Here is a 26,040-nt window from a genome sequence, read left to right as displayed (position 1 = left end):
CATGACTTCCGTTGCCGACGCCGCTGTTCCCAGCGAGATCGTGCAGTCGCCCTTGCCGCGGCTGAAGATCACCGAGATTTTCCTGTCGCTGCAGGGCGAAGCCGACACTGCCGGCTGGCCGACCGTGTTCGTGCGCCTGACCGGCTGCCCGTTGCGCTGCCAGTACTGCGATACCGCCTACGCCTTCCATGGTGGCACCTGGTGGGACATCGACGCGATCGTTGCCGAGGTCGCGCGCCAGGGCGTGCGCCACGTCTGCGTGACCGGCGGCGAGCCACTGGCGCAGAAGCGTTGTCTGGTCCTGCTGGAGAAACTGTGCGATGCCGGTTTCGACGTGTCGCTGGAGACCTCCGGCGCGCTGGACATCGGCGGCGTCGATCCGCGGGTTTCGCGGGTGGTCGACCTGAAGACCCCGGCCTCGGGCGAGGTGGCGCGCAACCGGCTGGAGAACCTGCCGTTGCTCACCGCCCGCGACCAGGTGAAATTCGTGCTGTGCGGCCGCGCCGACTATGAATGGGCGCGCGACATGGTGGCCGAGCACCATCTGCACGAGCGCTGCATGGTGCTGTTCTCGCCGAGCAAGAGCGAGCTGGCGCCGCGCGAGCTGGCGGACTGGATCGTGGCCGACCGCCTGCCGGTGCGCTTCCAGATGCAGCTGCACAAGTTGTTGTGGAACGACGAGCCGGGGCGCTGAGCCCGCTCGCGCGTTCCTGATCCACCGGCGCGGGACAGCGTGCTGGCTTCCCTGCAACCAAACCGGAATACCCCCATGAAGAAAGCAGTGGTCCTTCTGTCCGGCGGCATGGATTCGGCCGCCGTCGTCGCCATCGCCCGCGAGCAGGGCTTCGCCGTGCATGCGCTGAGCGTCAGCTATGGCCAGCGCCACACCTCGGAACTGCAGGCCGCGGCCGAGGTGGCGCGCGCGCTCGGCGCGGTCGCGCACAAGACGGTGAACGTGGACCTGCGCAGCATCGGCGGTTCGGCGCTGACCGACGACATCGAGGTGCCGGAGGCGGGCGGCACGGGCATTCCGGTCACCTACGTGCCGGCGCGCAACACCATCATGCTGTCGGTGGCGCTGGGCTGGGCCGAAGTGCTGGGCGCCAACGACATCTTCTGCGGCGTCAACGCCGTGGACTACTCCGGCTATCCGGATTGCCGGCCCGAGTTCATCGCCGCCTTCCAGGCCCTGGCCAACCTGGCCACCAAGGCCGGCGTGGAAGGCGCGGGCATCCGCGTGCATGCGCCGCTGCAGCACCTGAGCAAGGCCGACATCGTGCGCGAAGGCGTGCGCCTGGGGGTGGATTTCGGCCTCACGGTCTCGTGCTACCGGGCCGACGCGCACGGCCGCGCCTGCGGTCACTGCGACGCCTGCCGGCTGCGTGCCGAGGGCTTCGCGGCGGCCGGCGTCGCCGACCCCACCCGCTATGCCTGATTTCTCGTTGCAGGGAAGGTTGCTGTAGAATGCGCACCCCGGCGCGCAGCCGGGCGTTTGATTCGGGCCGTTAGCTCAGTCGGTAGAGCATCGGACTTTTAATCCGCTGGTCGATGGTTCGAATCCATCACGGCCCACCATCAGACGCCGCGCACCCGGTCGAACGACAGGGGCCGGAAACCCCAGAGGGCGCCGTCAGGGCGCCCTTCGCGTTTCCGCGGGGTTGCCCGGACGGCGGACGGCGCCGCTTGCGCTGCCGTACCGCACGGGCGTGGTGCTGGCCGATGACTTGCCGGTGACGGGCCACCGCGTCGTTCGGCTACCATCGTCGGCCGGTGCCCGCTGCCCCGGCGATGCGGCATTTTGCACCGATGACGAATGCAGGAGGCCGCTTGCCCGAGAAGATCACACGCCTGTTGCAACGCTGGCGGCAGGGCGACGAAGAGGCGCGTGCGCAGTTGTTCGAGACGGTGTATGCCGACCTGCTGCTGGTCGCGCGCAACCGGTTGTCGCGCCAGGGCGGCGCGACCCTGCAGACGGCCGCGCTGGTCAACGAGTCGTTGATGCGGTTGATGGGCAACGGCGTCGGCTATGAGGACCGCGCGCACTTCGTCGCGGTGGCTGCGCTGAAGATGCGGGCGGTACTGGTGGATCACGCACGCGCACGGGAGGCATCCAAGCGGGGCGGCGGCGGCGAGCTGCTGACGCTGTCCCATGCCGACGTTGCGGCCGGCGGGGACGATGCGGGCTACGAGGTGCTGGCGCTGCACCAGGCGCTGAACCAGCTGTCGGAGCTGGAGCCGCGGGCGGCCAGCATGGTGGAACTGACCTACTTCGGTGGGATGAACCGCGACGAGATCGCGCTGGTGCTGGGCATGTCGGTGCCTACGGTGGACCGCGACCTGCGCTTCGCGCGGGCCTGGCTGAACCGGCAACTGGGCTGACCGGCAGCGGTCGCGGGAGGGGAATCGATGGGCGGTGAACGGTGGCGGCAGGTGCGCGATCTCTTCGACCAGGTCTGCGACCTGCCGCGCGAGCAATGGCGGCCTCGGCTGGAGCGGCTGGCCGGCGACGCGGGGTTGGTGGAAGAGGTCTGCGGCCTGTTGCAGGCGCAGACGATGGGACTGTCGCGCGTGCGCAACCGGCTGGATACGGTCATCGCCCATGCGCTTGCGCCGGCACTGGATGTCGGCGATCTGCTGGGACCCTGGCGCCTGGTCGAGAAGATCGCCCGCGGCGGCATGGGTACCGTGTTCCGGGCCGAACGCGCCGACGGGCTGTACCGGCGCACGGTGGCGGTGAAGCTGCTGCATGGCCTTCCGGGCCCGGGGGAATCGGAACGGCTGGCGTTCGAGCGGCAGCTCCTGGCCGGGCTGCAGTTGCCCGATGTTGCCCGGCTCTACGATGGCGGCAGCACGCCGGACGGGCATCCGTACCTGGTCATGGAGTACATCCAGGGACAGCCGCTGGACCGTTACTGCCGCGATCATCGCCTGGGCCTGCGCCAGCGCCTGGACCTGTTCCTGGCGATCTGCCAGGCGGTACAGGCCGCGCACGAGCGGCTGGTGCTGCACTGCGACCTCAAGCCCAGCAACGTGCTGGTCAACGAGCAGGGACGCCCGGTGCTGCTGGATTTCGGCGTGGCGAGGATGCTCAACGATTCCCGCCAGCTGCAGCAGATGGGATTCTGCACGCCGGCCTACGCCAGTCCGGAGCTGATGCGCGGCGAGCCGGTGGGGGTGGCCAGCGATGTCTACAGCCTGGGGATGATGCTGGGCGAACTGGTTTCCGGTTCGACCTGTGCCCGTGATCTCCAGGACATCGACCTGCCGGTGAGATCGCCCAGCGCGAACGCCGCGGCGGATCTGCCATGGAAGCGCCGCCTGCCCGGCGACCTGGACGCGATCGTCGCTGCCGCGTGCGAGCTCGACAGCCGCAGGCGGTATTCCTCGGTGCAGGCATTGATGGACGACCTGCGCCGGCATCTGGCCCATGAGCCGGTTGCCGCGCGGAGAGGCGACCGGCTCTACGTGGCCGGCAGGCGCCTCCGGCGGCGATGGCGTTCGGTTTCGTTGGGTGCCGCGGCGCTGCTCGTCGCCGCCTTGTTCGTCCTCAACCTGGTGCAGGCGCGTCGCCAGGCGGAGCAGGAGGCGGCCATCGCCAGCCAGGTCAGCGACTTCCTGGTCGCGGCCTTCGAATCGGCCGACCCCGACAAGCGCACCAGCCGCGGAGAAGACCAGCTGACCGCCCGTCAGCTGTTGGACAATGCCGCGATGCGGGTATCGATGGACCTGGACGGGGCACCGTTGCAGCAGGCACGGATGCTTTCGGTACTGGGCCAGGCCTACCAGAACCTCGGAGTCCCGCAGCCGGCCGGGAAGTTGTTGCAGGAGGCGGTGGACAGGCTGCTCGCCCCGGAGGTCAACCGGCCGCTGGATGCGGCCAAGGCGATGAGCGCCTTGTCCATCGAGAAGACCAGCGCAGGCGATGGGGGAAGCGGGCTGGAAATCGCCCGGCGCGGGCTGGAGTTGCTGGAGCAGCGTCGTCCGATGCTCCAGCATGCGCTGCTCTACAACGCGCAGGGACTGGCATTGACGAACCTGCAGCGGTTCGACCAGGCCGAGGAGGCCTTCCATGCGGCGCTGCGGGTGCGCAGGCTGCTGCCCGACCAGCATGAGCCGGTGCAGCTGGCGCCGGTGATGCTCAACCTGGGATTGATGTACTGGCGCTGGGGCCGCCTGGCCGAGGCCGAGCGGCAGTTCCGCCAGGCCATGGAAATGATGCCGGGACAGGAGACCAGCCTGTTCCACATGCTGGAGACCCGGCTGGCGCAGCTGCTGCGCGAACAGGGGCGGTATGCCGAAGCGCAACCGCTGCTGGGGCGGGGGATGCGCCGGGCGGTGCAGCTCTACGGGCCGGAAAGCACCTTCGTACTGTTGCAGCATGAGGCGCTGGCCGACCTGTACCAGGATTCCGGCGACTACGAGGCGGCCGACCGCGAGCACCGGGCGCGGTTGCAGCTGGGCGAGGTCGTCGAAGGCAGCGACAGCATCAGGCAGGCCATGGCCCTGTACAACTACGGCACCCTGCAGGAGATGCGCGGCGACCTGCAGCAGGCGGAGAAGCTGTACCGCCGGTCATGGCAGTTGCGGGTGCGGAAGCTGGGCGCCGATTCGCCCATCAGCATGCGGGCCGAGGCGGGGCTGGCTGCGCTGCTGGCACGGCAGGGGCGGCTGCGCGAGGCGTGGCCGCTGCTGGAACATGCCGACGCGGGGATGGGGGCCAGTCTGCCGGAGGATGCGCCGGCGCGCATGGAAGCCCGCCTGCTGCGGGCGGAATGGCATGTCCTCAATGGCGAGCCGGCATTGGCCAATTCGCTGCTGGACGCGATGCGGCCAGGAGTAAAGGAAGGCTCGCGATCCATGGAGCAGATGCGCTACCTGCGGGTGCGGGCACTCGCGCAACAGCGATTGGGTGACGCCGGCGGTGCCGTGCGGGCATGGCGGGCAGGGTTGGAAGCTGCCGAACGGATTCATGGCCCGGACAATCCGGCGACCGTGCGCTGGCGGGTGGAGCTGGCTGCAGAACTGCTGGCTGCGGGGCATGCCGGCGAAGCCGCGGTCCAGCTGGCCAGGGCGGCTCCCGTGGCGCACCGGAAGCTGCTGCCCGAGGCCCCGCTGCGATTGCAGTTGCAGCAGTTGATCGACCTGGCCCAGGCCATGCCCGGGCCGGTCGATGCCGGTTCGGGCAGCGATGCCCCTCAGCCCTCGTTGCGCACGATCTCGACCAGCCGCTCGCCGTAGCGGGCGAGCTTGCTGCCGCCGATGCCGCCCACCTTCGCCAGTGCGTCGATACTGGTCGGACGCTGCTCGGCGATGTTGCGCAGGGTGCTGTCGTGGAAGATGACGAACGCCGGCACGTTCTGTTCGCGCGCCAGTTCGGCGCGCAGGCCGCGCAAGGCGGTGAACAGGGGCAGGTCCTGCGGCAGCACCGACAGTCCGGTGCGCTGGCCGCTGCGGTCGCGCTCGCGGCTGCGCGGCGATTCGCGTCGCATCATGACCTGGCGGCGGCCCTTGAGTACGTCGCGGCTGGCGTCGGTCAGGCGCAGGCCGCCGTAGGCCTCGCTGTCCACTTCCAGCAGGCTGGAGGCGACCAGTTGCCGGAACACGCTGCGCCAGGTGCGGGCATCCAGGTCGCTGCCGATGGCGTAGGTACTCAGTTGCTGGTGGCCGAACTGGCGGATCTTCTCGTTGTCGCTGCCGCGCAGGATGTCGATCAGGTGGCCGACGCCGAAGCGCTGGCCGCTGCGGTAGACGCAGCTCAATGCCTTCTGCGCGGCGACGGTGGCGTCCCAGGCATCGGCCGGGGTCAGGCAGTTGTCGCAGTTGCCGCAGGGCCGGGGATAGGTCTCGCCGAAGCCGGCCAGCAGCACCTGGCGCCGGCACTGCATCGATTCGCAGTAGCCCAGCAGGTGGTCGAGCTTGGCGCGTTCCAGCTGCTTGCGCTCCTCGCCGGCTTCGCCCTGCTCGATCATCTGCTTGAGCAGCACCACGTCGCCCAGCCCGTAGCACAGCCAGGCCTCGGCCGGCTCGCCGTCGCGGCCGGCGCGGCCGGTTTCCTGGTAATAGCCCTCCAGCGACTTGGGCAGGTCGGTATGGGCGACGAAGCGCACGTCCGGCTTGTCGATGCCCATGCCGAAGGCGATGGTGGCGCACATCACGATGCCGTCCTCGCGCAGGAAGCGTCGCTGGTTGGCGGCGCGCACCTCGGCCGGCAGCCCGGCGTGGTAGGGCAGGGCCTGCAGGCCCTCGCCGCGCAGGAACTCGGCGGTTTCCTCGACCTTGCGCCGCGACATGCAGTAGACGATGCCGGCGTTGCCGCGATGCCCGCGCAGGAAGTCCAGCAGCTGCCGCCGCGCGTTGTCCTTCTGCACCACGGTGTAGCGGATGTTGGGGCGGTCGAAGGAGCTTACGAACCGCTGCGCCTGCTCCAGCTGCAGGCGCTCGGCGATCTCGCGCTGGGTCGGCGGATCGGCGGTGGCGGTGAGTGCGATCCGCGGCACCTGCGGCCAGCGCTCGTGCAGCACGGTGAGCTGGCGGTACTCGGGGCGGAAATCGTGACCCCATTGCGAGACGCAGTGGGCCTCGTCGATGGCGAACAGCGCCACCCGGCTGCGGTCGAGCAGCGACAGGAAGCGGCCGGTCAGCAGCCGCTCGGGGGCGACGTAGAGCAGGTCCAGCTCGCCGGCCAGCAGTTCGCGCTCCACCCGCGCGGCGGTTTCGGCATCGAGCGTGGAGTTCAGGAATTCGGCGCGCACGCCCAGTTGGCGCAAGGCCTCCACCTGGTCCTGCATCAGCGCGATCAGCGGCGAGACGACGATGCCGGTGCCGTCGCGCAGCAGCGAAGGCACCTGGTAGCACAGCGACTTGCCGCCGCCGGTGGGCATCAACACCAGTGCGTCGTTGCCGGCGGCAACGTGTTCGACGATGGCTTGCTGGTTGCCGCGGAAGGCGTCGTAGCCGAAGACGCGCCGCAGGACTTCGTGGGAGGGGGACGACATGCGCCTAGGATACCGCGTCGCCCATGGGCGATCGTCGGCCGCAGCGCTGTCGCGCCATCGGGAAATGGCGGCCGCAGGGGTAGGGATTCCACGAAGGCCGGCCCCATGCCGGCGTGGCCCGGCCGTCGTCGCAATCCGGCGGGATGTCCCAGATCACCAGCGGTTCGTTGGCCGGAAAGGGAGGCCAATGAGGGTTCCGGAGAGCCGCCGAGAGCGGGAGACGCCGCCGGCGGGGGACTGACCAGGCAGGCCAGGGCCAGGAAGCGGCGGTGTTGCAGGCGAAGAGCCTTCTCGAGTCAAGGGCGCGCACCGGCAGGTGCGGGGTTGTGGCAGGCGAGCAAGCGGGAGCGGTTGCACCATGGGCGCAACCGCGGGCGGGTTTATCGCAACAGCAAGCGGGAAATGCCGCCGAAGGTTCCGGCAGGCGGGACCTGGCCGGGAGGCAGCGATGTCACAGAGGAAGAGCCCCCTTGAGTCAAGGAGGCGCGCCGATAGGCGGGGGGATCTGGCAGGCAGATGAGCAGGGTCCAAGGTTCCGTGCGCGGAACCTTGGAAATCCGAAGGGCGAATGCCCGAAGGATTTGCTTCCCCCTTGAGTCAAGGGGGCGCGCCGACAGGCGGGGGGATCTGGCAGGCAGATGAGCAGGGTCCAAGGTTCCGTGCGTGGAACCTTGGAAAATCCGAAGGGCGAATGCCCGAAGGATTTGCTTCCCCCTTGAGTACAAGGGGGCGCGCCGACAGGCGCGGGGATCCGGCAGGCGAGTGAGCAGGGGCCCAAGGTTCCGCCAACGGCGGAATCTTGGGCAAGCCCGTCAGGGGCAACGCCCCAGAGGGCTTACTGCAACAACGAACGCAGCATCCAGGCGTACTTCTCGTGGGTCTGCAGGCGCTGGGTCAGCAGGTCCACCGACGGATCGTCGCCGGCATCGTCGGCGGTCCTGAGTACCTTGCGTGCGGTGCGGCACACCGCTTCGTTGCCGGCGACCAGCTGCCGCACCATCTCGCGCCAGTCGGCGCTGTCGGTCAGGCCCGGCTCCTCCGGGATCGAGGTCAGCGCCACGAATTCGCGGTACGAGCCCGGCGCGTTGTAGCCCAGGGCACGGATGCGCTCGGCCACCTCGTCCAGTGCGCCCCACTGTTCGGTGTACTGGGTCTCGAACATGGTGTGCAGCGAGTTGAACATCGCGCCGGTGACGTTCCAGTGGAAGTTGTGGGTCTTCAGGTACAGCGTGTAGGCGTCGGCGAGATAGTGCGACAGGCCATCGGAAATCTTCTTGCGATCGGCGTCCTTGATCCCGATATCGATGTTCGGCGCCGAAGATGCGGCGGCGGCGAGTTTCTGTTTGCCGGTCTTGCTCTTCTCGGGGGTCTTGCTCTTGGCCACGGCGGCATTCTCCTGAGGGGTGGAATAAGGCGTCACAATAGCGAGCCTAAGGCATTGCCTGTCATTCAAGTTTTCACGTCGGTCCATTGATGAGTGCTATCGAGAACAACCCGGCAACACGATTGCGCGAGCAGCGTGCCGCCATCGACGGTGCCATGAGCCGCGACCGTGGCCGGCTGCTGGGCCTATGGTCGCGCTGGCAGTCCCAGCCCGGCAACCCGGCCGCCGCGGGAGCCTTCGAACAGGCCCTGCAGGCGTCGCTGCAGCGCCGGCAACTGCGCGCGCAGCGGCAGCCGGCGATCACCCTGGACGAGCAGCTGCCGATCGCGCGCGAGGCCGCGGACATCGTCGAGCTGATCCGTCGGCACCCGGTGGTGGTGATCGCCGGCGAGACCGGTTCCGGCAAGACCACCCAGCTGCCCAAGCTGTGCCTGGCGGCCGGACGCGGCGTGGCCGGGATGATCGGCTGTACCCAGCCGCGGCGCATCGCCGCACGCGCGGTGGCCACCCGTGTGGCGGAAGAACTGCGGTCCGAGCTGGGCACCACCGTCGGCTACCAGGTGCGCTTCACCGACCGCGTCGGCGACGACACCCGCATCAAGTTCATGACCGACGGCATCCTGCTGGCGGAAATCGCCAGCGACCGCTGGCTGTCGGCCTACGACACGATCATCGTCGATGAGGCCCACGAGCGCAGCCTCAACATCGACTTCCTGCTCGGCTACCTGAAACAGCTGCTGCGCAAGCGCCCGGACCTGAAGCTGATCGTCACCTCGGCCACCATCGACACCGGGCGCTTCGCCAGGCACTTCGACGACGCGCCGGTGATCAGCGTCGAGGGCCGTACCTACCCGGTGGAAGTGCGTTACCGGCCGCTGGAAGGCGAAGGCGACGACGCGGGGCGCGAGGGCGAGCGCAGCGTCAACGATGCCATCGTCGCCGCCATCGACGAGATCACCCGGCTCGACCCGCGCGGCGACGTGCTGATGTTCCTGCCCGGCGAGCGCGAGATCCGCGACGCGCACCAGGCGCTGGAGCGGCGCAAGTACCGCGAGACCGAAGTGTTGCCGCTGTACGCGCGGCTCTCGGTCAAGGACCAGGACCGGGTGTTCAACCCGGGACCGAAGCGGCGGCTGGTGCTGGCCACCAACGTCGCCGAGACCTCGCTGACGGTGCCGCGGATCCGCTACGTGGTCGATCCGGGCTACGCCCGGGTCAAGCGCTACAGCCCGCGGCAGAAGCTGGACCGGCTGCATATCGAACCCGTCTCGCAGGCCAGCGCCAACCAGCGCAAGGGCCGTTGCGGGCGCATCGCCGAGGGCATCTGCTACCGGCTGTATTCGGAAGCCGATTTCGCCGCACGCCCGGAATTCACCGATCCGGAGATCCGCCGTTCCTCGCTGGCCGGGGTGATCCTGCGGATGCTGCAGCTGGGGCTGGGGCGGATCGAGGACTTCCCGTTCCTGGAGCCGCCGGACGAGCGTGCGGTGGCCGACGGCTGGCAGCAACTGGCCGAGCTGGGCGCGATCGACAAGAACCGCAAGCTCACCGCCATCGGCCGGCAGATGGCGCGGCTGCCGGTGGACGTGAAGCTGGCGCGGATGCTGGTGGCCGCGCAGCAGCAGGGCTGCCTGCGCGAGATGCTGGTCATCGCAGCGTTCCTGGGTATCCAGGACCCGCGCGAACGGCCGCCGGAAGCGCGCGAGGCGGCCGACAACGCGCATGCGAAGTTCGCCGACCCGCGTTCGGAGTTCCTCGGCATCCTGCGCCTGTGGGAGGGGTATCGCGCCGCGCACGAGGAGCTGACGCAATCGAAGCTGCGCGACTGGTGCGGGCGCCATTTCCTCGGCTTCCTGCGCATGCGCGAGTGGCGCGAACTGCATCGGCAGCTGCGCCTGCTGTGCGGCGAACTGGGCTGGGATGCGGATGCCGGCGAGCTTGTCCAGGTGCTGCTCTCCGGACCGGTCGCACCGCCGCCGCGCGAAGCCGGCGAGGCCGCCCGGCGCGCCACGCGCGGGCAGCTGCACCGTGCCGCGCGCCTGGCGCGGGAAGGGCGCGGCGAAGCGCCGCCGCCCGCGCAGCCGAAGCCATCGGCGCCATCGGACTCGCCGTCCGGCAGTGTTCCGCAGGTCAGCGACAAGGCCCGCGCGGCCGCCTACCAGGCCCTGCACCGGGCGATCCTGGCCGGACTGCCGACCCAGATCGGCCACCGCACCGAGAAGGGCGATTTCCAGGCGCCGCGGCAGCGCCGCTTCCACCTGTTTCCCGGCTCGGCGCTGGCGAAGAAACCGCCGCCATGGGTGCTCAGCGCGACCCTGCTCGATACCCAGCGGGTGTGGGGCCTGACCAACGCCGCCATCGAGCCGGACTGGGCGATCGCCGAACTGCCGCACCTGCTGGCGCGCAAGCATTTCGACCCGCACTGGTCGCGCGCGCAGGGGCAGGTGCTGGCGTCGGAGCAGATCAGCCTGTTCGGGCTGGTGCTGGCGCCGAAGAAACCGGTGCACTACGGCCGCATCGCCCCGGGCGAGGCGCACGACATCTTCGTGCGGCAGGCACTGGTGACCGGCGAGATCAACACCCGCGCCGGCTTCGTCGCCGACAACCTCAAGGTGCTGGAGCAGGCGCGCGAGGAAGAGGCCAAGCTGCGCCGCGCCGGCATCGTCGCCGACGAGGACTGGCAGGCGCGCTGGTACTTGGACCGGATCCCGGCCGAGATCCATTCGGCCAGCGGGCTGGATGCGTGGTGGAAGACGCTGCCGGCCGACAAGCGACGCGCGCTGCACTGGTCGCTGAGCGACCTGCTGCCCGGCGAGGGCAGCGAGCAGGACCGCTACCCGAAATATTTCCCGCTGGGCGACGCGCGGCTGGCGCTGCACTACCGCTTCGAGCCGGGCGCGGACGACGACGGGGTGACCCTGGAGGTGCCGCTGCACCTGCTCAACGCGCTGGATCCGGCACGGCTGTCATGGCTGGCGCCGGGCTTCGTCGCCGACAAGGCCGCCGCGCTGATCCGCAGCCTGCCCAAGGCGATGCGGCGCAACTACGTGCCGGCGCCGGATTTCGGGCGTGCGTTCTTCGAGGCGTTCCCGCAGGCCGCGGCCGACGATATCCGCGGCGAGCTGGCGCGCTTCCTGTCCAGGGCGACCGGCGCGCAGGTGGCGGCCACCGATTTCGACGAGGCGGCGCTGGAGCCGCACCTGCGCATGAACCTGCGCCTGCGCGACGAACAGGGCAAGGTGCTGGCGGTCTCGCGCGAGCTCGACGCCTTGCGCGCCCGTTTCGGCGAGCGTGCCGGGCAGGCGTTCGCGGCCCGCGCGGGCCGCGCGCTGGCGGCCGAAGGGCTGCGCGAATTCCCCGCCGCGCCGATTCCGCTGCAGGTGCCGGGCGAGGCCGGGGTGCCGGCCTGGCCGGCGCTGGTGGACCAGGGCGACCGCGCCGCGCTGCGCATCTTCGCCGACCGCAACGAGGCGCAGGAGGCGCATCCGCAGGGCGTGCGCCGGTTGCTGCAGATCGCCCTGGCCGACAAGGCCCGGCAGGCGCGCAAACAGTTGCCGCTGTCGCCCAAGACCGGGCTGCTGTATGCGGCCATCGAGACGTTCCAGGCCGGCGCCGATGGCAAGACGTCGGAGAAGGAGCGGCTGCGCGGCGACCTGGTCGATGCGGCGATGAACGCGGTGCTGGCCGATGGACTGGAGGACATCCGCGACCCGGCCGCGTTCGCCCAGCGCCGCGACGAGGCCGGCAAGCGCCTGTTCGGCGAGGCGATGGAACGGCTGAAGCTGGCCGAGAACATCCTGTCGCTGGTGGCCGAGCTGAAGCCGCAGCTGGAGGCGCCGCTGATGGGCTGGGCGCGCGGCAACCTGGACGACATGGAGCGGCAGCTGGCGGCGCTGGTGCATCCGGGGTTCCTGCGGCAGACCCCGGCCGATGCGCTGGCACAGTTCCCGCGCTACCTGAAGGCGATGATCCTGCGCGCCGAACGCGCCAAGCGCGATCCGCCGCGCGACCAGGCGCGGATGCTGGAGCTCAAGCCGTTCCTGGATGCGCTGGAAGAGGCGGAGATCGGCGGCCAGCGCCAGCGCCCGCAGTGGCAGGCGCTGCGCTGGGACATCGAGGAGCTGCGGGTGTCGCTGTTCGCGCAGGAACTGGGCTTCAGGTCCGGGATCTCGGCCAAGAAGCTGGCGCAACGGGTGGCGGCGCTGCGCGGCTGAGGCCGCCGCACCCGGCAACCGTCAGCTTGCGCCGGCAGCTGCCGGCGCGCTTGCCGGGGTGGCGCCATGCTCCAGCGCGCAGCGTTTCCGCGCCGCGCCCAGTTGTGCGTTGGCCGAGGCGCGCTCGCGCGCGATCGCCTGCTGCAGGCTGGCGACCTGGCCGCGGATGGCGGCGTTGTCCGGGGCGCCGGCCAGCTGCTGGTGCAACGCGGCCACCTGCTGCTGGTAGCTGGCGACGCGATCGTTGGAGGGGCCGTAGATCGATGCGCCGGCGGTGGAAACGCAATGCTGCTCGGCGTCCAGGCCGCTGCCCGCGGTAGCCGGCGGCGCGTCGGGATCGACGCTGCTGGCCGGGCGGGTCACGCGCAGCGCCATCGGCTGCGTGCTTTCGTCGCAGGGATGCTGCGAATACACCGATTCGCCGTTCCTGCCCTTGCATTTGTAGACCTCGGCAGCGGCGGCGCCGGGAAGCAAGGCCAGCAGGATGGCGGCATGGATCAGACGCATGGCTTCTTTACTCCTTTGTCCCGATGATTGCTGGCCGCAGTTCAATCGATGCGCTCGACCTTGGCGCGCTGGTTCTGCCCTGGCAGCTGTAGATACCATCCGCCCATGTTGCCGGGGGCGATGTTGACATCGGGGTTGTCCACGGGCTGCCGCAGGAACAGATCGCCCTGTACCACGCGCCAACGCTGACCGTTCTCCAGTCTCAGCACATCACCCCGGGACCAGCCGCGGATACTGCCGGAGATTCGGGTGATGACCGGCTCACGATCACGCACCAAAGGCTTCCCGGCCACAGCTTCGCGTTCGCCCTGCGCACGTGCGTGTTCGACCAGTTCGGTTTGTTCGCTGTCGAGCAGGCGGTTGAGCAGCGCCAACTGTTCGGTGGAAAGACGATCCAGGCCGGTGGCCTGGAATTGCTCGACGCTGAGACGTTGTTCCAGTGGAACGTAGGCGCGCTTGGCCGCGAACGCCAGTATCGGCTGTGACGCCAAGCCGATCAGCAGAATGATGGATAATCGACGCATGCGGTTTCCTCGATTCGGATGGCGGATCACTTGACCCGGCGGACCTTGGCGCGGGCGTTGTAGCCCTCGATCTGCAGGTACCACACGCCCAGCAGGCCGGGGGTGATGCGCACCGGGGGCGACGACCGGCGTACCCCGGGCAGCGACGCGGCATCGGTCTGTTCCCACTGCTGGCCGTTGTCCAGCGTGTACAGCTGGCCCTTGCGGAAGCCGGTGAACTCGCCGCTGAGGCTGCTCTCGATCGGTTCGGAAGAGCCGAAGTCGAAGAAGCCGCGGTTCTTGCTGATCACTTCCTGGCGGCCTTCTTCGCGCGCCTGCTCGACCACGCTGGCGGTGGCCTGTTCCACCTTGCCCTGCAGCCAGTCGTTGAGCGAGGCCAGTTCGGCGGCGCTGAGCTTGTCCAGGCCCGCGGCCTTGAACTCGGCTTCGCTCATCTGTTGCTGCAGGTCGCCGTGGAGCACGCGCTGGGCGGCGGCGGGCAGGCTGATCGACAGTGAAAGCGCTAGGCAGGCAAGCAGCGCGGGCTGGCGGAGCAGGCTCATGGGCGATTGTTCCCGGGGATGGTTGGGCGCTAGTGTAGAGGCATCCGTTTGCGATTGACCGCTGTGAACCGTTCTTTCCCCCCTGGCCTGGATGCCCTGCTGCAACGTCCTTCGGTGGCCTCGCTGTCGCCGGCGCTGCGGCAGGCGTTGCTGCAGTGCTGGCAGGCGCCGGAAACCGGGCGCGAGCCCCGCCTGCCATGGCCGGTGCTGGCCGACACCGTCGATTCGCTGGCATTGCTGGCGGCCGACGAGGGGGTGATCGTGGCGGCGCTGCTGTTCGACCTGCCGGGCCTGCGCGCCTCGGTGGCCGAACTGCCGCTTGGTGCCGCCGCGCCGGTGGTCGCCGGCCTGCTCGACGGACAGGACGCGGCCGACCAGGTCTGGGCGCTGCATGCCGGGCGCGAGGCCGGGCGCAACAGCGAGGGCCTGCGCCGGTTGCTGCTGTCCATCGTCCACGACCTGCGGGTGGTGCCGATCCTGCTGGCGCGGCAGCTGGCGCGGATGCGCGCGGCCGACCGCCTGCCGGAAGACGAGCGGCGCGCACTGGCGCAGCTGACCCGCGACATCCACGCGCCGCTGGCCAACCGGCTGGGCATCTGGCAGCTGAAGTGGGAGCTGGAGGACCTGGCGTTCCGCCACCTCGAACCGGATACCTACCGCCGCATCGCGCGCGAGGTCGACGAGACCCGGGTCGCGCGCGAGCGCTACGTCGAGGCGGTGAAGAAGACGCTGCAGCGCGAACTGGCCCGCAACGGCATCGCCGCCGAGGTCAGCGGCCGGCCCAAGCACATCTACAGCATCTGGCGGAAGATGCAGAAGAAGCAGCTGGCGTTCCAGCAGCTCTACGACCTGCGCGCGGTGCGGGTGATGGTCGACGACGTCGCCGCCTGCTATGCCGCCCTGGGCATCGTGCACGCGCTGTGGACGCCGGTCCCCAGCGAGTTTGACGACTACATCGCCCGGCCCAAGGCCAACGACTACCGCTCGCTGCATACCGCGGTGATCGGCCCGGAAGGGCGCACGGTCGAGGTGCAGATCCGCACCCACGAGATGCATGCCCAGGCCGAGCTGGGCGTGGCCGCGCACTGGAAGTACAAGGAGGGCGGCAAGGGCGCGGAAAAGGCGTTCGACCGCAAGATCACCTGGATGCGGCAGCTGCTGGAGCAGTCGCAGGAGGGCGGGGCCGGCGAACTGGCCGGCGCGTTCGATGCCGAGCTGGCCGAGGACCGGGTATACGCGCTCAGCCCCAAGGGCGAGGTGATGGACCTGCCGCGGGACGCCACGCCGCTGGACTTCGCCTACCACGTGCACACCATGGTCGGGCACCGCTGCCGCGGCGCCAAGGTCAACGGCCGCATCGTGCCGCTGACCTACCGCCTGCGCAGCGGCGACCGGGTGGAGATCCTGACCGGCAAGGAGGCCGACCCGCGCCGCGACTGGCTGCTGCCGGCCAACGGCTTCCTTGCCAGCGGTCGTTCGCGCGACAAGGTGCGCGCCTGGTTCCACAAGCTCGATCGCGCCCGCAACGTGCAGGCCGGCAAGGACCTGCTCGACCGGGAACTGAAGCGGCTGGGCCTGCAGCAATCGGACCTGATGGTGGCGGCGAAGAAGTTCCATGCCGACAGCGTCGACGACCTCTACATCCAGGTCGCACTGGGCGACACCGGCCCCAGCCAGGTCGGTCGCGCGCTGCTGGAGGCGGAGAAGGCGCAGTCGCAGCCGGCCGCGCCGGCGCTGCCGCGGCCGACCGCGCGCCGCGACGGCATCGGCAAGTCCAAATTCACCGTGCAGGGCGTGGGCAACCTGCTGGTGCAGCTGGCGCGCTGCTGCCAGCCGGTGGCCGGCGAGCCGATCGTCGGCTACCTCACCCGCGGTCGCGGGGTGACGGTGCACCGCGCCGACTGCGCGTCCTTCGCGCGGTTGTCGGCGGCCAACCCGCAGCGGGCGCTGCCGGTGGAGTGGGGCCAGGCCGGCTCCGGCTACGAGGTCGACGTGCTGGTGCGCGCGGTGGACCGCCGCTGGCTGCTCAAGGACATCACCAACCTGATCGCCCAGGAGGACGCCTACGTGCTGGACATCAACAGCGACAACGTGCGCGACAGCGGCACGGCGCAATTGCGGCTGCGGCTGAAGGTCAGCGACTACGGCCAGCTGTCCACGTTGCTGGGCAAGCTGGATGCGCTGCCCGGCGTCAGCGAGGCGCGCAGGCTGGGGTAGCCCGGCAATGGGCAGTAAGCTGCGCGGATGCAACGGCGGCGATCACGCGGCCAGGGAGGGACGGCGACGATGTGGCAACGGGCCCGGCATTCGGGACGAGGGTGGTGGCTCTGCGGCTGGCGCAGCCGGCGGCTGTGGCGCTGGGGGCTGCTGGCCGTCGCGTTGCTGGCGATGGCGTTGGCGATCTTCCGGCAGCCGCTGGCCGACCGCCTGTGGCCGGAACCGCGCATCCAGCAGTTGCTGGACCAGGGCCAGGCGGCGCTGGCGGCGGGGCGCCTGAGCGCGGACGACGGCAGCGGCGCGCGCGAGCTGTTCCAGGCCGCGCTGGCGTTGGACAACGACCGTACCGAAGCGCGCCAGGCCTTGGTGCGGACCGGGGAAGCGGCCCTGGAACAGGCGCGCGCGGCGCTGGCGCGCGGCGATCCGGCGGGGGCGCGTTCGGCACTGGCGCTGGCGCGCGAGCTGCAGGTGCCGCGAGGCCCGGCCGAGCGCATCGCCGAACAGCTGCGTGCGCAGGACGCGGGGCATGCCGGCATCGAACAGCTGCTGCAACAGGCCGAAGCGGCGCGCCTGGCCGGCCGGTTGGATGACGGCGAGGACAGCGCGCTGCCCCTGTACCAGCGGGTGCTCGGCTTCCAGCCGGACCGGATACAGGCGCTGGAAGGGCGCGAGGATGCGCTGTCGGAACTGCTGCAACAGGCACGTACGCTGATCGACAGGGGCGACCTGGCGGCCGCGGCCGATGTGCTGCGGCGTGCGCGTGGCTACGATCCCGGACATTTCGACCTGCCGGCCGCGCAGGCCGCGTTCAATACCGCGCTGGAGCGGCGGCGGGTGCGCGCCGAACGCGACCTGGCGCGCGGGCGCATCGCGGCAGCAGGCGAGGGTTTCGCGCTGGTGCTGGCGGCCGCGCCGGACGACGCCGCGGCCCGGCGCGGCCAGGAGCAGGTCGTCGCCGCGCTGGTCGCCGAGGCGACGCGGTTGTCGGCCGATTTTAGGTTCGCCGCGGCCGAACAGGCATTGGCGCATGCCCATGCCCTGCAACCGGAGGCGGAACAACTGGTGCCGGCACGGCAGGCGCTGGAGCGGGCAAGACAGGCGCAACGGGCCATGGAAATCACGTTGTCGCCGGCGGCGCAGGAGCGCCGGCTGGAGGAACTGCTGTCCCGGTTCGCCGCGGCCGAGGCGCGCGGCGACTGGCTGCTGCCCCCCGGGCGCAGCGCCTACGACATGCTGCGCGCGGCGCAGGCGCTGGCGCCGCGGGACCCGCGCGTGCGGCAGGCGGTGGAGCGGCTGCTGCCGGCCACGCGCGAGTGTTTCGAGGAACGCCTGCGCGAAAACCGCCTGCGTGCCGCCCGTGTCTGCCACGACGCCTGGCAGGTGCTGGCACCGGCCGATGGCGGGCTGGTGCAGGCGCGGCGGCGGTTGGCGCAGCGCTGGATCGCCATCGGCAGCGAACGCCTCGGCGCCGGCGATACCGCCTTCGCGCGGCAGGCGCTGCAGCAGGCGCGGGAACTGGACGCCGCCACCCCGGAGATCGCCGCCTTCGCCGAGCGGCTGCGCAGCGCCTCGCCCTAGGCCGGGACGCTAGCCCAGAAACACCCGCGCCACCGTGTCGCGGGCGGCGTCGATCGAAAAGTGCTCGGCGATGTTGCGCAGGCCGTTGTGCGACAGCCGGCGCCACAACCCGGCATCCTCGTGCAGGCGGACGATGGCGGCGGCGAATGCGGCGGCATCGTCGGCCACCAGCACGTCCTCGCCGTCGACCAGGTGCATGCCTTCCACCGCGCAGGCGGTGGCGACCACCGGCTGGCCGTGGGCCATGCTCAGGTTGATCTTGCCCTTGACCCCGGCGCCGAAACGCAGCGGCGCCACCGCGATCCGCGCGCCGTCCATGTACGGCACCACGTCGGGTACGTAGCCGTGGATCTCGACCCCGGGCTGCGCCGACGCCAGCGCGCGGATGGCATCGGGCACGTCCGCGCCGATGCAGTGGAAGCGGACATCCGGCAGCCGCGCGCGCACCTGCGGGAATATTTCGCCGATGAACCAGCGCACCGCATCGACGTTCGGCGGGTGGCGGAAGCCGCCGACGAACACCAGGTCGCGGCGCTGCGCCCAGTCCGCGCCGGGGCCGGCCACCTCGTGCAGGTTGGACAACAGCTCCACCCGCACCTGCGGCGCGTCGATCTGCAGCTGCTCGCGTTCGGCGGCGCTGACCAGCAGGGTGACGTCGGTCCGCGCCATCACCGCCAGCTCCTGGCTGCGGGTACGTTCGGCGTTGCGCAACAGGCCGGTGTCGCCGGTCAGTTCGGCGCCGCGGCGCTCGCGCAGGTAGTGCAGGTCGACGGTGTCGAACACGGTGCGTGCCTGTGGCGCGAAGCTGCGCAGCAGCGGCAGGCATTCGCTGGCGACGTGGTGGCGCACCATCATCGCCACCTGGAAGCGCCGTCCATGCTGTCGGAGCCAGCTGCCCACGCCCTGCAGGTACGGTGCATGCCACACCTCCACGCCCAGCCGCTGCAGCGCCTCGGTGGCATTGCCGCCGTGCCCGCCGCGGGTCGGTACGAACACCACGTGCGCGCCGGCGGCCACCAGCATCCGGATCAGGTTGAACTGGCGCAGCGACCCCGAGTCGCGGTCCGGCTGCGGAACCACCTCGTCCAGGATCAGGATCTGGCGCTGGTCCCGGTGCAGCAGCGCCGGGCCGGGGACGCTGCCCGGCGGCAGCTGCGCCGCCAGCGCCGGCGCCCACTTGCGCGCGAACACCTCGCGGTTGCGCACTTGGTAGGCCTTGATGCCGCTGCCGGTATCGGTGCCGTTGCTGGTGCCCTCGTCGTGCACCACGCGGCTGGCCGGCTGCACCAGCACCCGGCGGCCGGCCGCGCGCACCGCGAAGGCCAGGTCGGTGTCCTCGTAATAGGCCGGCGCGTAGCGGGCATCCAGTCCGCCGAGCGTTTCCAGCAGGGCGCGGGGAATGGCCAGCGCCGCGCCGGAGCAGTAGTCCACGTCGCGCAGACTGGCGTAGCGCGGGTCCTCGGGCGACTCGAAGCGGCCGTAGCTCCAGCAGCTGCCGTCGGCGAACACCACGCCACCGGATTCCTGCAGCCGGCCATCGGGATACAGCAACTGGGCACCGACCAGGCCGGCCTGCGGCAGCTGCCGGAACGTCTCCAGCAACGCGTCCAGCCAACCCGGCTGCGGCACGGTGTCGTTGTTGAGCAGCACCACGTACTCGCCGCGGGCCAGCCGCGCGCCGTCGTTGCAGGCGGCGATGAAGCCGCCGTTGCGCTCGCGCACGTGGTAGCGCAGCCCGGCGATCTGCGGCATCCACTGCACGGTCTGGTCGCTGCTGCCGTCGTCGATCACCAGGATCTCGCAGGCCGCGGCCGGCGGATGCGCGGCCAGCGCCCGCAGGCAGGCCAGCGTATGCGCGCAATGGTTGTAGACCGGGATCACGATGCTTGCCCGCGGCGCCTCGCTGGTGGGCACGGCGAACGGTGCGAACGGCTCGACCGCCGGCTGGTACAGCGGTTCGCGCCGTGGCAGCGGCAGCGGCCGGGTATGCACGCGGATGCGCTGCCAGGTGGCCTGCCAGCCGCGGGTGCGCAGGCTGGCCAGGGCGCGGCGGAACAGGCCGGCGACGCGATTGAGGAAGTAGCGTGCGTCGGCCAGTGACATCGACATCCTGGTGCAACTCCAGCTTAAGCGGGGGAAAACGGCTGCCCGCGCCGCCGCTCGCGGCTGCGTTAGACTCGCCAGACCCTACATTCTCGCATCCCCGTGCCACGACGCCACGATCACGACGATTCCGAAGAGCTGGACGATGCCGACGGCGGCTGGCCGCTGTGGCGCCGCCGCCTGATCACCTGGGGCATGGCCGCGTTCGCGCTGGGCCTGGGATTCCTGATTCCCTATACGGTTTACCTGAACAACCAGGTGACCCAGCGCTTCGGCGAACTGCGCTGGCAGATCCCGACCCGGGTATATGCGCGGCCGCTGGTGCTGGCGCCGGGCCTGGCGATGGATGCGGCCACGCTCAAGACCGAACTGGCGGCCTCGGCCTATCGCGACGACGGCACCGGTGAGGCGCCGGCCACCTACCAGCAGGAGGGCAGCCGTTTCGTCATCTCCAGCCGTGGCTACGTCGACGTCGATGGCCGGGTCGCGCCGCGGCGGGTGGAAGTGGCGCTGTCCGGCGGCAAGGTGGCGACGCTGCGCGATGCGGCCACGCGCAAGTCGCTGAAGGCGGCGCGGCTGGACCCGGCGCGCATCGCCACGTTGTACGGGCAGAAGCAGGAGGAGCGCCGGCTGGTGCGCGCAGACGAGGTGCCGGACCTGCTGGTCGTCGGCCTGCAGGCGGTCGAGGACAAGGACTTCAGCCGCCACCACGGCATCGACCTGAGCGGCATCGCGCGCGCGATCTGGGTGACGGTGCGCTCCGGCGGCAAGACCCGGCAGGGCGCCAGCACCCTGACCCAGCAGCTGGCGCGCAGCGGCCTGCTCGGCATCGGCAAGGAACAGACCCTCAGCCGCAAGTTCAACGAGGTCCTGTACGCGCTGATCATGGAAGCGCGCTACGACAAGCGCACCATCCTGGAGGCCTACCTCAACCAGGTCTACCTGGGGCAGCGCGGCGGCCAGGCGATCCACGGCGTGGCCTCCGGCGCCGAGTTCTGGTTCGGCCGCGACCTCGACTCGCTCAGTACCGAACAGGTGGCGTTGCTGATCGGGCTGGTGAAGGGGCCGTCCCACTACGACCCGCGGCGCAACCCGGAACGGGCGCTGGACCGCCGCAACTTCGTGCTCGGCAAGCTGCACGAGAACGCGCTGATCGACCAGGCCGAGCTGGAGCGGGCGCTGGCCGCGCCGCTGGGCGTGCCGCAGACGCCGGGACTGGTCGCCGCCAACCGCTTCCCGGCCTACATCGACCTGGTGCGCCGGCAGCTGGGGCACGACTATCCCGAGAGCGTCCTGCAGGGAGCGGGGCTGAGCGTGCTCACCGGCATGTCGCCCTCGGCCCAGGCCTACGCCGAAGGCGCGGTGGCGCACACCATCAAGTCGCTGGAGAACAAGAACCGGCCCGAACTGCAGGCCGGGCTGGTGGTCACCGACGTGCACAACGGCGACGTGCTGGCGGTGGTCGGCGGCCGCGACGTCGCCGAACCCGGCTTCAACCGCGCCATCGAGGCGCAGCGCCCGGTTGGTTCGCTGCTCAAGCCGTTCGTCTACCTGCTGGCGCTGGCGCAGCCGGATCGCTGGTCGCTGGCCACCTGGGTCGACGACTCGCCGGTGACGGTGCAGCTCGGCCGCAGCCGCCAGTGGTCGCCGAAGAATTCGGACAACCGCAGCCACGGCACGGTGCGGCTGGTCGATGCGCTGGCCCATTCCTACAACCAGGCCACGGTGCGGATCGGCATGGCGGTCGGGCCGGAGCGGCTGACCCAGCTGATGCACGTGCTGGCCGGGCTCAAGGCCGACTCCAATCCCTCGGTGATCCTGGGTTCCACCGACCAGAGCCCGTATGCGATGGCGCAGCTGTACCAGTTCCTCGCCTCCGGCGGCGAGATCCAGCCGCTGCATGCGGTGCGCGGCGTGCTCGACCCGCAGGGCCGGCTGCTCAAGCGCTACGACAAGACCCCGGCGCCGGCGCAGGAGGGCGACTCGATCGCCGCCAACCTGATCAGCATCGGCCTGCAGCAGGTGGTTTCCAGCGGCACCGCGCAGCGGCTCAATGGCGATGGCCTGGGCCGGCTGCAGGCGGCCGGCAAGACCGGCACCAGCAACGACGGCCGCGACAGCTGGTTCGCCGGCTATACCGGCGACCACCTGGCGGTGGTGTGGATGGGCAACGACAAGAACGAGCAGACCGGCCTGTACGGCGCCACCGGCGCGATGCGGGTGTGGTCGGGCATCTTCAAGCACCTGCCCAGCTCGCCGCTGAAGGTCAGCGGCAAGGGCCTGGACTGGCAGTGGGTGGACGGCAGCGGTACGGCCACCACCGACGAAGGCTGCCCGGGTGCGCGCCGCTTCCCGTTCGTGGTCGGCTACGCCCCGGCCTATGCCTCGTGCGCGCCGCCGCAGGCCTTGCCGGAAGAGGGCGGCGAGAGCGGCGGCGGCTGGCGCAGCTGGTTCGGGCTGGACCGCAAGCGCGAGGCGCCGGCGGACGAGCCGTCCACGCCGGCTTCAGCCGAGCCTGCGCGATAATGCGGCGATGAATCCGATGACCCTGCTTCGTCCCGCTCTCGTCTCGCTGGCTGCCGGTGCGCTGCTTGCCGCCTGCGTCAATACCCCGCAGCCGAAGGCGCCGGTCGATGCCACCACGCCGGCGCAGCGCATGGCCGCGATCATGGCGGTGGCGGGGGCCGACAACACCGAACTGTCGGTGCAGCCGCTGCGCGACCCGCAGGTGGACGACCTGCGCGAAACCGCGCAGGCGCGGCGCGAGGCGGGCGACCTGGCCGGGGCCGGCGAAGCGCTGAACCAGGCGCTGCTGCTGGTGGACGACGATCCGGGCATCCTGCAGGAGCGCGCCGAGATCGCACTGCTGCAGGGCGACTGGCCACGCGCCGAGACGTTGGCCCGGCGCGCGCTGGAACTGGGGTCGAGGACCGGCCCGCTGTGCCGCCGCCACTGGGCGACCATCGAACAATCGCAGCTGGCCCGCGGCGAGCAGGAGAATGCGGCGTCGGCCCGCGCCCAGATCAACGGCTGCACCGTTCCCGGCGTGCAGCGCTTCTGATCCGGCGCGCGGCGGCTATGCTTGTCGTCACCTGCCGCCCCGGCCGTTACCGTTTATCCGATGTCACGCCTTGCCCATGCCAGCTGCGAGGCCCTCGATGAGGGCGGCGCGCTCGCCAGCCAGCTGGATGCGTTCGTCCCGCGCCCGGCGCAGCTGCGCCTGACCGCGGCCATCGCCGAGGCGTTCGAGCAGCGCGAGGTGCTGCTGGCCGAGGCCGGCACCGGCACCGGCAAGACCTTCGCCTACCTGGTGCCGGCGCTGCTGTCGGGGCTCAAGACCATCGTCTCCACCGGCACCCGCGCGCTGCAGGACCAGCTCTACCACCGCGACCTGCCGCGGGTGCGCGCCGCGCTCGGGGTCGGCCACAGCAGCGCGCTGCTGAAGGGCCGCGCCAACTACCTGTGCCGCTACCGGCTGCAGCAGGCGCGCGGCGAACCCCGCTTCACCTCGCTCGAGCAGGCGGCGCAGTTCCAGCGCATCGTCGCCTGGTCCGGCCGCACCCGCTTCGGCGACGTTGCCGAGCTGGAAGCGCTGGCCGACGATTCGCCGCTGTTGCCGATGGTGACCTCGACCATCGACAACTGCCTGGGCAACGAATGCCCGTTCTGGGAAGACTGCTTCGTGGTGCAGGCCCGGCAGCGGGCGCAGGCGGCCGACGTGGTGGTGGTCAACCACCACCTGCTGCTGGCCGACCTGGCGCTCAAGCAGGAAGGCTTCGGCGAGATCCTGCCCGGCGCGCAGGCGTTCGTGATCGACGAGGCGCACCAGCTGCCGGAACTGGCGGCGAATTTCTTCGGCGAAGGCTTCGGCATGCGCCCGTGGCAGGAGCTGGCGCGCGACTGCCTGGCCGAATGCCGCAACGTGGCCGGCGCCCAGGCGGCGCTGCAGGCGCCGGCGGCCGGGCTGGAGCAGGCGCTGCGCGAACTGCGCACGGCGATGGAAGGACTGCCCGCGCGCGGCACGCAATGGCGCGCGCTGGCCAAGCCGCAGGTGCGCGACGGCTTCGATGCGCTGACGATGGCGCTGATGCAGTTGCGCGATGCGCTGGCCGGCGTGCGCGAGGCGTCGCCGGGGCTGGATGCCTGTCACGCGCGCGCGCTGGAGGGCGTGAGCCGGCTGGGGCGCTGGCTGGGCGACGAAGCGCCGCTGCTGGACTTCGAGGACGATGCGGAAGCGGGCGCGCCGCCGCCGGCCGACGTGCTGTGGTACGAACTGACTCCGCGCGGCTTCCGCTGCCAGCGCACGCCGATGGATGTCTCCGGACCGCTGCGCGAGCACCGCGAACGTTCGATGGCGGCGTGGGTGTTCACTTCGGCCACGCTGACGGTCGATGGCGGCTTCGACCACATCGCCCGCCGCCTGGGGCTGGACGATCCGCTGATGCTGGTGCAGCCCAGCCCGTTCGACTGGGCGCGGCAGGCGCTGTGCTACCTGCCGCCGGACCTGCCGGACCCGGCCGCGCGCGGCTTCGGCACCGCGCTGATCCGCGCCCTGCATCCGGTGCTGGAAGCCTCGGCCGGGCGCGCGTTCCTGCTGTTCGCTTCGCACCGCGCGTTGCGCGAGGCGGCCGAGGCGCTGCGCGATGCGCCGTGGCCGCTGTTCGTGCAGGGCGAGGCGCCGCGGGCAACGCTGCTGCAGCGCTTCCGCGAGTCCGGCAACGGCGTGCTGCTGGGCAGCGCCAGTTTCCGCGAGGGCGTGGACGTGGTCGGCGATGCGCTGAGCGTGGTGGTGATCGACAAGCTGCCGTTCGCCGCGCCGGACGACCCGGTGTTCGAGGCGCGGCTGGAGGCGATCCGCCGCGACGGCGGCAACCCGTTCCGCGACGAGCAGCTGCCGCAGGCGGTGATCGCGCTCAAGCAGGGCGTGGGCCGGCTGATCCGCAGCGAGAGCGACCGCGGCGTGCTGGTGCTGTGCGATCCGCGGCTGCTCTCGCGCGGCTACGGCCGCGTGTTCCTCGATTCCCTGCCGCCGTTCGCGCGCACCCGCGCGCTGGCCGACGTGCAGGCCTTCTTCGCCCCGGAACCGCCGCCAATGGCGGACGTCCCGGCCGACGCGGCGCATGATGGCGCCGCCTTCTCCCTGCAACGCGAAAACCTGGAACCATGAAACTGCTCGCCTTCGAAACCGCCACCGAGGCCTGTTCGGTCGCCCTGCATGTCGACGGCCGCGTGCTGGAGCGCTTCGAGATCGCCCCGCGCCGGCATGCCGAACTGGCGCTGCCGTGGGCCGAGCAGTTGCTGGCCGAGGCCGGCATCGCCCGCTCCCAGCTCGACGCCATCGCGCTCGGCCGCGGCCCGGGCGCCTTCACCGGCGTGCGCCTGGCCATCGCCATCGCCCAGGGCATCGCCCTGGCGCTGGACCGGCCGCTGCTGCCGGTGTCGACGCTGCAGGCGCTGGCGTTGCGCGCACCGGCCGGGGCGCAGCACGTGCTGGCCAGCATCGACGCGCGGATGGGCGAGGTGTACGCCGCCGCGTTCGAGCGGCGCGACGATGGGCTGCAGGCGCTGGGAGCGGAGGTGGTGATCGCGCCGGATGCCTATGCGTTGCCGCAGGAAGCGGCGGCATGGCACGGCGTGGGGACCGGCTTGGCCGCCGCCGACGGCCTGCTCGCCGCGCGACTGCAGCCGGTGCTGGCCAGCGTGGATGCGCAGGCGCTGCCGCGCGCCTCCGACGTGCTGACCCTGGCGCTGGCGGCCCATGCCCGCGGCGAGGCGGTCGCGCCGGAACGGGTGGAGCCGGCCTACCTGCGCGACAACGTCGCACTGACGCTGGTCGAGCAGCAGGCGCTGCGCGCGGCCAAGGGCGGCTGAGGCCGTGTGTGTCCCCTGCATCCTGTAGGGGCGACGTCAGTCGCGACAGGGCCTGCCCGTTGAAGTGCCCATGCGCGAACAGACGGGACCGCAGCACGCTCAGAG

General features: G+C 70.9%; 17 protein-coding genes and 1 tRNA gene. 12 read left to right on the top strand and 6 right to left on the bottom strand.

The features are described from left to right. Position 1: 1 nt before the first annotated feature. The 5 genes from queE (at position 2) to OK345_RS15550 (ending at position 5,238) form a co-directional block, all read left to right on the top strand. A complete protein-coding gene (gene queE, locus OK345_RS15570) occupies positions 2-694 on the top strand; it encodes a 7-carboxy-7-deazaguanine synthase QueE (protein WP_265128927.1) in 693 nt (230 codons plus the stop codon). A gap of 75 nt (positions 695-769) precedes the next feature. Continuing rightward, entirely contained in the window at positions 770-1,435 is a 666-nt protein-coding gene (gene queC, locus OK345_RS15565; protein ID WP_265128926.1) for a 7-cyano-7-deazaguanine synthase QueC, read from the top strand. 64 nt (positions 1,436-1,499) lie between these two features. After that, a tRNA-Lys gene (locus tag OK345_RS15560) sits at positions 1,500-1,575 on the top strand. A 252-nt stretch (positions 1,576-1,827) separates the two neighbouring features. Beyond that, positions 1,828-2,379 carry an ECF-type sigma factor gene (locus OK345_RS15555; RefSeq protein ID WP_265128925.1) on the top strand — a complete coding sequence of 184 codons (552 nt, stop codon included), beginning with the start codon at positions 1,828-1,830 and terminating at the stop codon, positions 2,377-2,379. Positions 2,380-2,430: 51 nt separating this feature from the next. Then, complete coding sequence (locus tag OK345_RS15550; protein WP_265128924.1) at positions 2,431-5,238, top strand: serine/threonine-protein kinase; 2,808 nt, start codon at positions 2,431-2,433, stop codon at positions 5,236-5,238. On the opposite strand, the gene recQ is transcribed toward OK345_RS15550, so the two are convergent. Then, positions 5,196-6,995, bottom strand: coding sequence for a DNA helicase RecQ (gene recQ, locus OK345_RS15545; protein ID WP_265128923.1), 1,800 nt, complete (start codon positions 6,993-6,995; stop codon positions 5,196-5,198). The genes OK345_RS15550 and recQ overlap by 43 nt on opposite strands. A gap of 835 nt (positions 6,996-7,830) precedes the next feature. After that, positions 7,831-8,379 (bottom strand): Dps family protein, encoded by a 549-nt coding sequence (locus OK345_RS15540; RefSeq protein WP_265128922.1) that lies wholly within the window; start codon positions 8,377-8,379, stop codon positions 7,831-7,833. A gap of 89 nt (positions 8,380-8,468) precedes the next feature. Here OK345_RS15540 and hrpA point away from each other — a divergent pair, with 89 nt between their 5' ends. Next, positions 8,469-12,593 (top strand): ATP-dependent RNA helicase HrpA, encoded by a 4,125-nt coding sequence (gene hrpA / locus OK345_RS15535; protein WP_265128921.1) that lies wholly within the window; start codon positions 8,469-8,471, stop codon positions 12,591-12,593. A gap of 21 nt (positions 12,594-12,614) precedes the next feature. On the opposite strand, the gene OK345_RS15530 is transcribed toward hrpA, so the two are convergent. From OK345_RS15530 to OK345_RS15520, 3 genes are read right to left on the bottom strand one after another with little or no spacing between them, the layout of a single operon-like run. After that, complete coding sequence (locus OK345_RS15530; RefSeq protein WP_265128920.1) at positions 12,615-13,100, bottom strand: DUF4124 domain-containing protein; 486 nt, start codon at positions 13,098-13,100, stop codon at positions 12,615-12,617. Positions 13,101-13,141: 41 nt separating this feature from the next. Beyond that, positions 13,142-13,624 carry a hypothetical protein gene (locus OK345_RS15525; protein ID WP_265128919.1) on the bottom strand — a complete coding sequence of 161 codons (483 nt, stop codon included), beginning with the start codon at positions 13,622-13,624 and terminating at the stop codon, positions 13,142-13,144. A gap of 26 nt (positions 13,625-13,650) precedes the next feature. Further along, positions 13,651-14,166, bottom strand: coding sequence for a hypothetical protein (locus OK345_RS15520; protein ID WP_265128918.1), 516 nt, complete (start codon positions 14,164-14,166; stop codon positions 13,651-13,653). A gap of 63 nt (positions 14,167-14,229) precedes the next feature. Between OK345_RS15520 and OK345_RS15515 the strand changes: the two genes are divergently transcribed. Continuing rightward, positions 14,230-16,383 carry a RelA/SpoT family protein gene (locus tag OK345_RS15515; RefSeq protein ID WP_265128917.1) on the top strand — a complete coding sequence of 718 codons (2,154 nt, stop codon included), beginning with the start codon at positions 14,230-14,232 and terminating at the stop codon, positions 16,381-16,383. 69 nt (positions 16,384-16,452) lie between these two features. Next, on the top strand, positions 16,453-17,961 hold the full coding sequence (locus OK345_RS15510; RefSeq protein WP_265128916.1) for a hypothetical protein: 1,509 nt from the start codon (positions 16,453-16,455) through the stop codon (positions 17,959-17,961). A 9-nt stretch (positions 17,962-17,970) separates the two neighbouring features. On the opposite strand, the gene OK345_RS15505 is transcribed toward OK345_RS15510, so the two are convergent. Beyond that, positions 17,971-20,070 (bottom strand): glycosyltransferase, encoded by a 2,100-nt coding sequence (locus tag OK345_RS15505; RefSeq protein ID WP_265128915.1) that lies wholly within the window; start codon positions 20,068-20,070, stop codon positions 17,971-17,973. 96 nt (positions 20,071-20,166) lie between these two features. On the opposite strand from OK345_RS15505, the gene mrcB reads away from it, so the two are divergent. The 4 genes from mrcB to tsaB are packed head-to-tail and all read left to right on the top strand — an operon-like array spanning position 20,167 to position 25,935. After that, on the top strand, positions 20,167-22,590 hold the full coding sequence (gene mrcB, locus OK345_RS15500) for a penicillin-binding protein 1B (RefSeq protein WP_265128914.1): 2,424 nt from the start codon (positions 20,167-20,169) through the stop codon (positions 22,588-22,590). Between the two features lie 16 nt (positions 22,591-22,606). Next, positions 22,607-23,125, top strand: coding sequence for a tetratricopeptide repeat protein (locus OK345_RS15495; protein WP_265128913.1), 519 nt, complete (start codon positions 22,607-22,609; stop codon positions 23,123-23,125). A 60-nt stretch (positions 23,126-23,185) separates the two neighbouring features. Beyond that, positions 23,186-25,231, top strand: coding sequence for a DNA repair helicase YoaA (gene yoaA, locus OK345_RS15490; protein WP_265128912.1), 2,046 nt, complete (start codon positions 23,186-23,188; stop codon positions 25,229-25,231). Next, positions 25,228-25,935, top strand: coding sequence for a tRNA (adenosine(37)-N6)-threonylcarbamoyltransferase complex dimerization subunit type 1 TsaB (gene tsaB / locus OK345_RS15485; RefSeq protein WP_265128911.1), 708 nt, complete (start codon positions 25,228-25,230; stop codon positions 25,933-25,935). The genes yoaA and tsaB overlap by 4 nt, the downstream gene beginning before the upstream one ends. Positions 25,936-26,040: the final 105 nt, after the last annotated feature.

Source organism: Xanthomonas chitinilytica (assembly GCF_026107455.2).
GTDB lineage: Bacteria > Pseudomonadota > Gammaproteobacteria > Xanthomonadales > Xanthomonadaceae > Stenotrophomonas > Stenotrophomonas chitinilytica.
The sequence above is the reverse complement of the archived record's forward strand: the minus strand, read 5'-3'. Positions and strand labels throughout refer to the sequence as shown.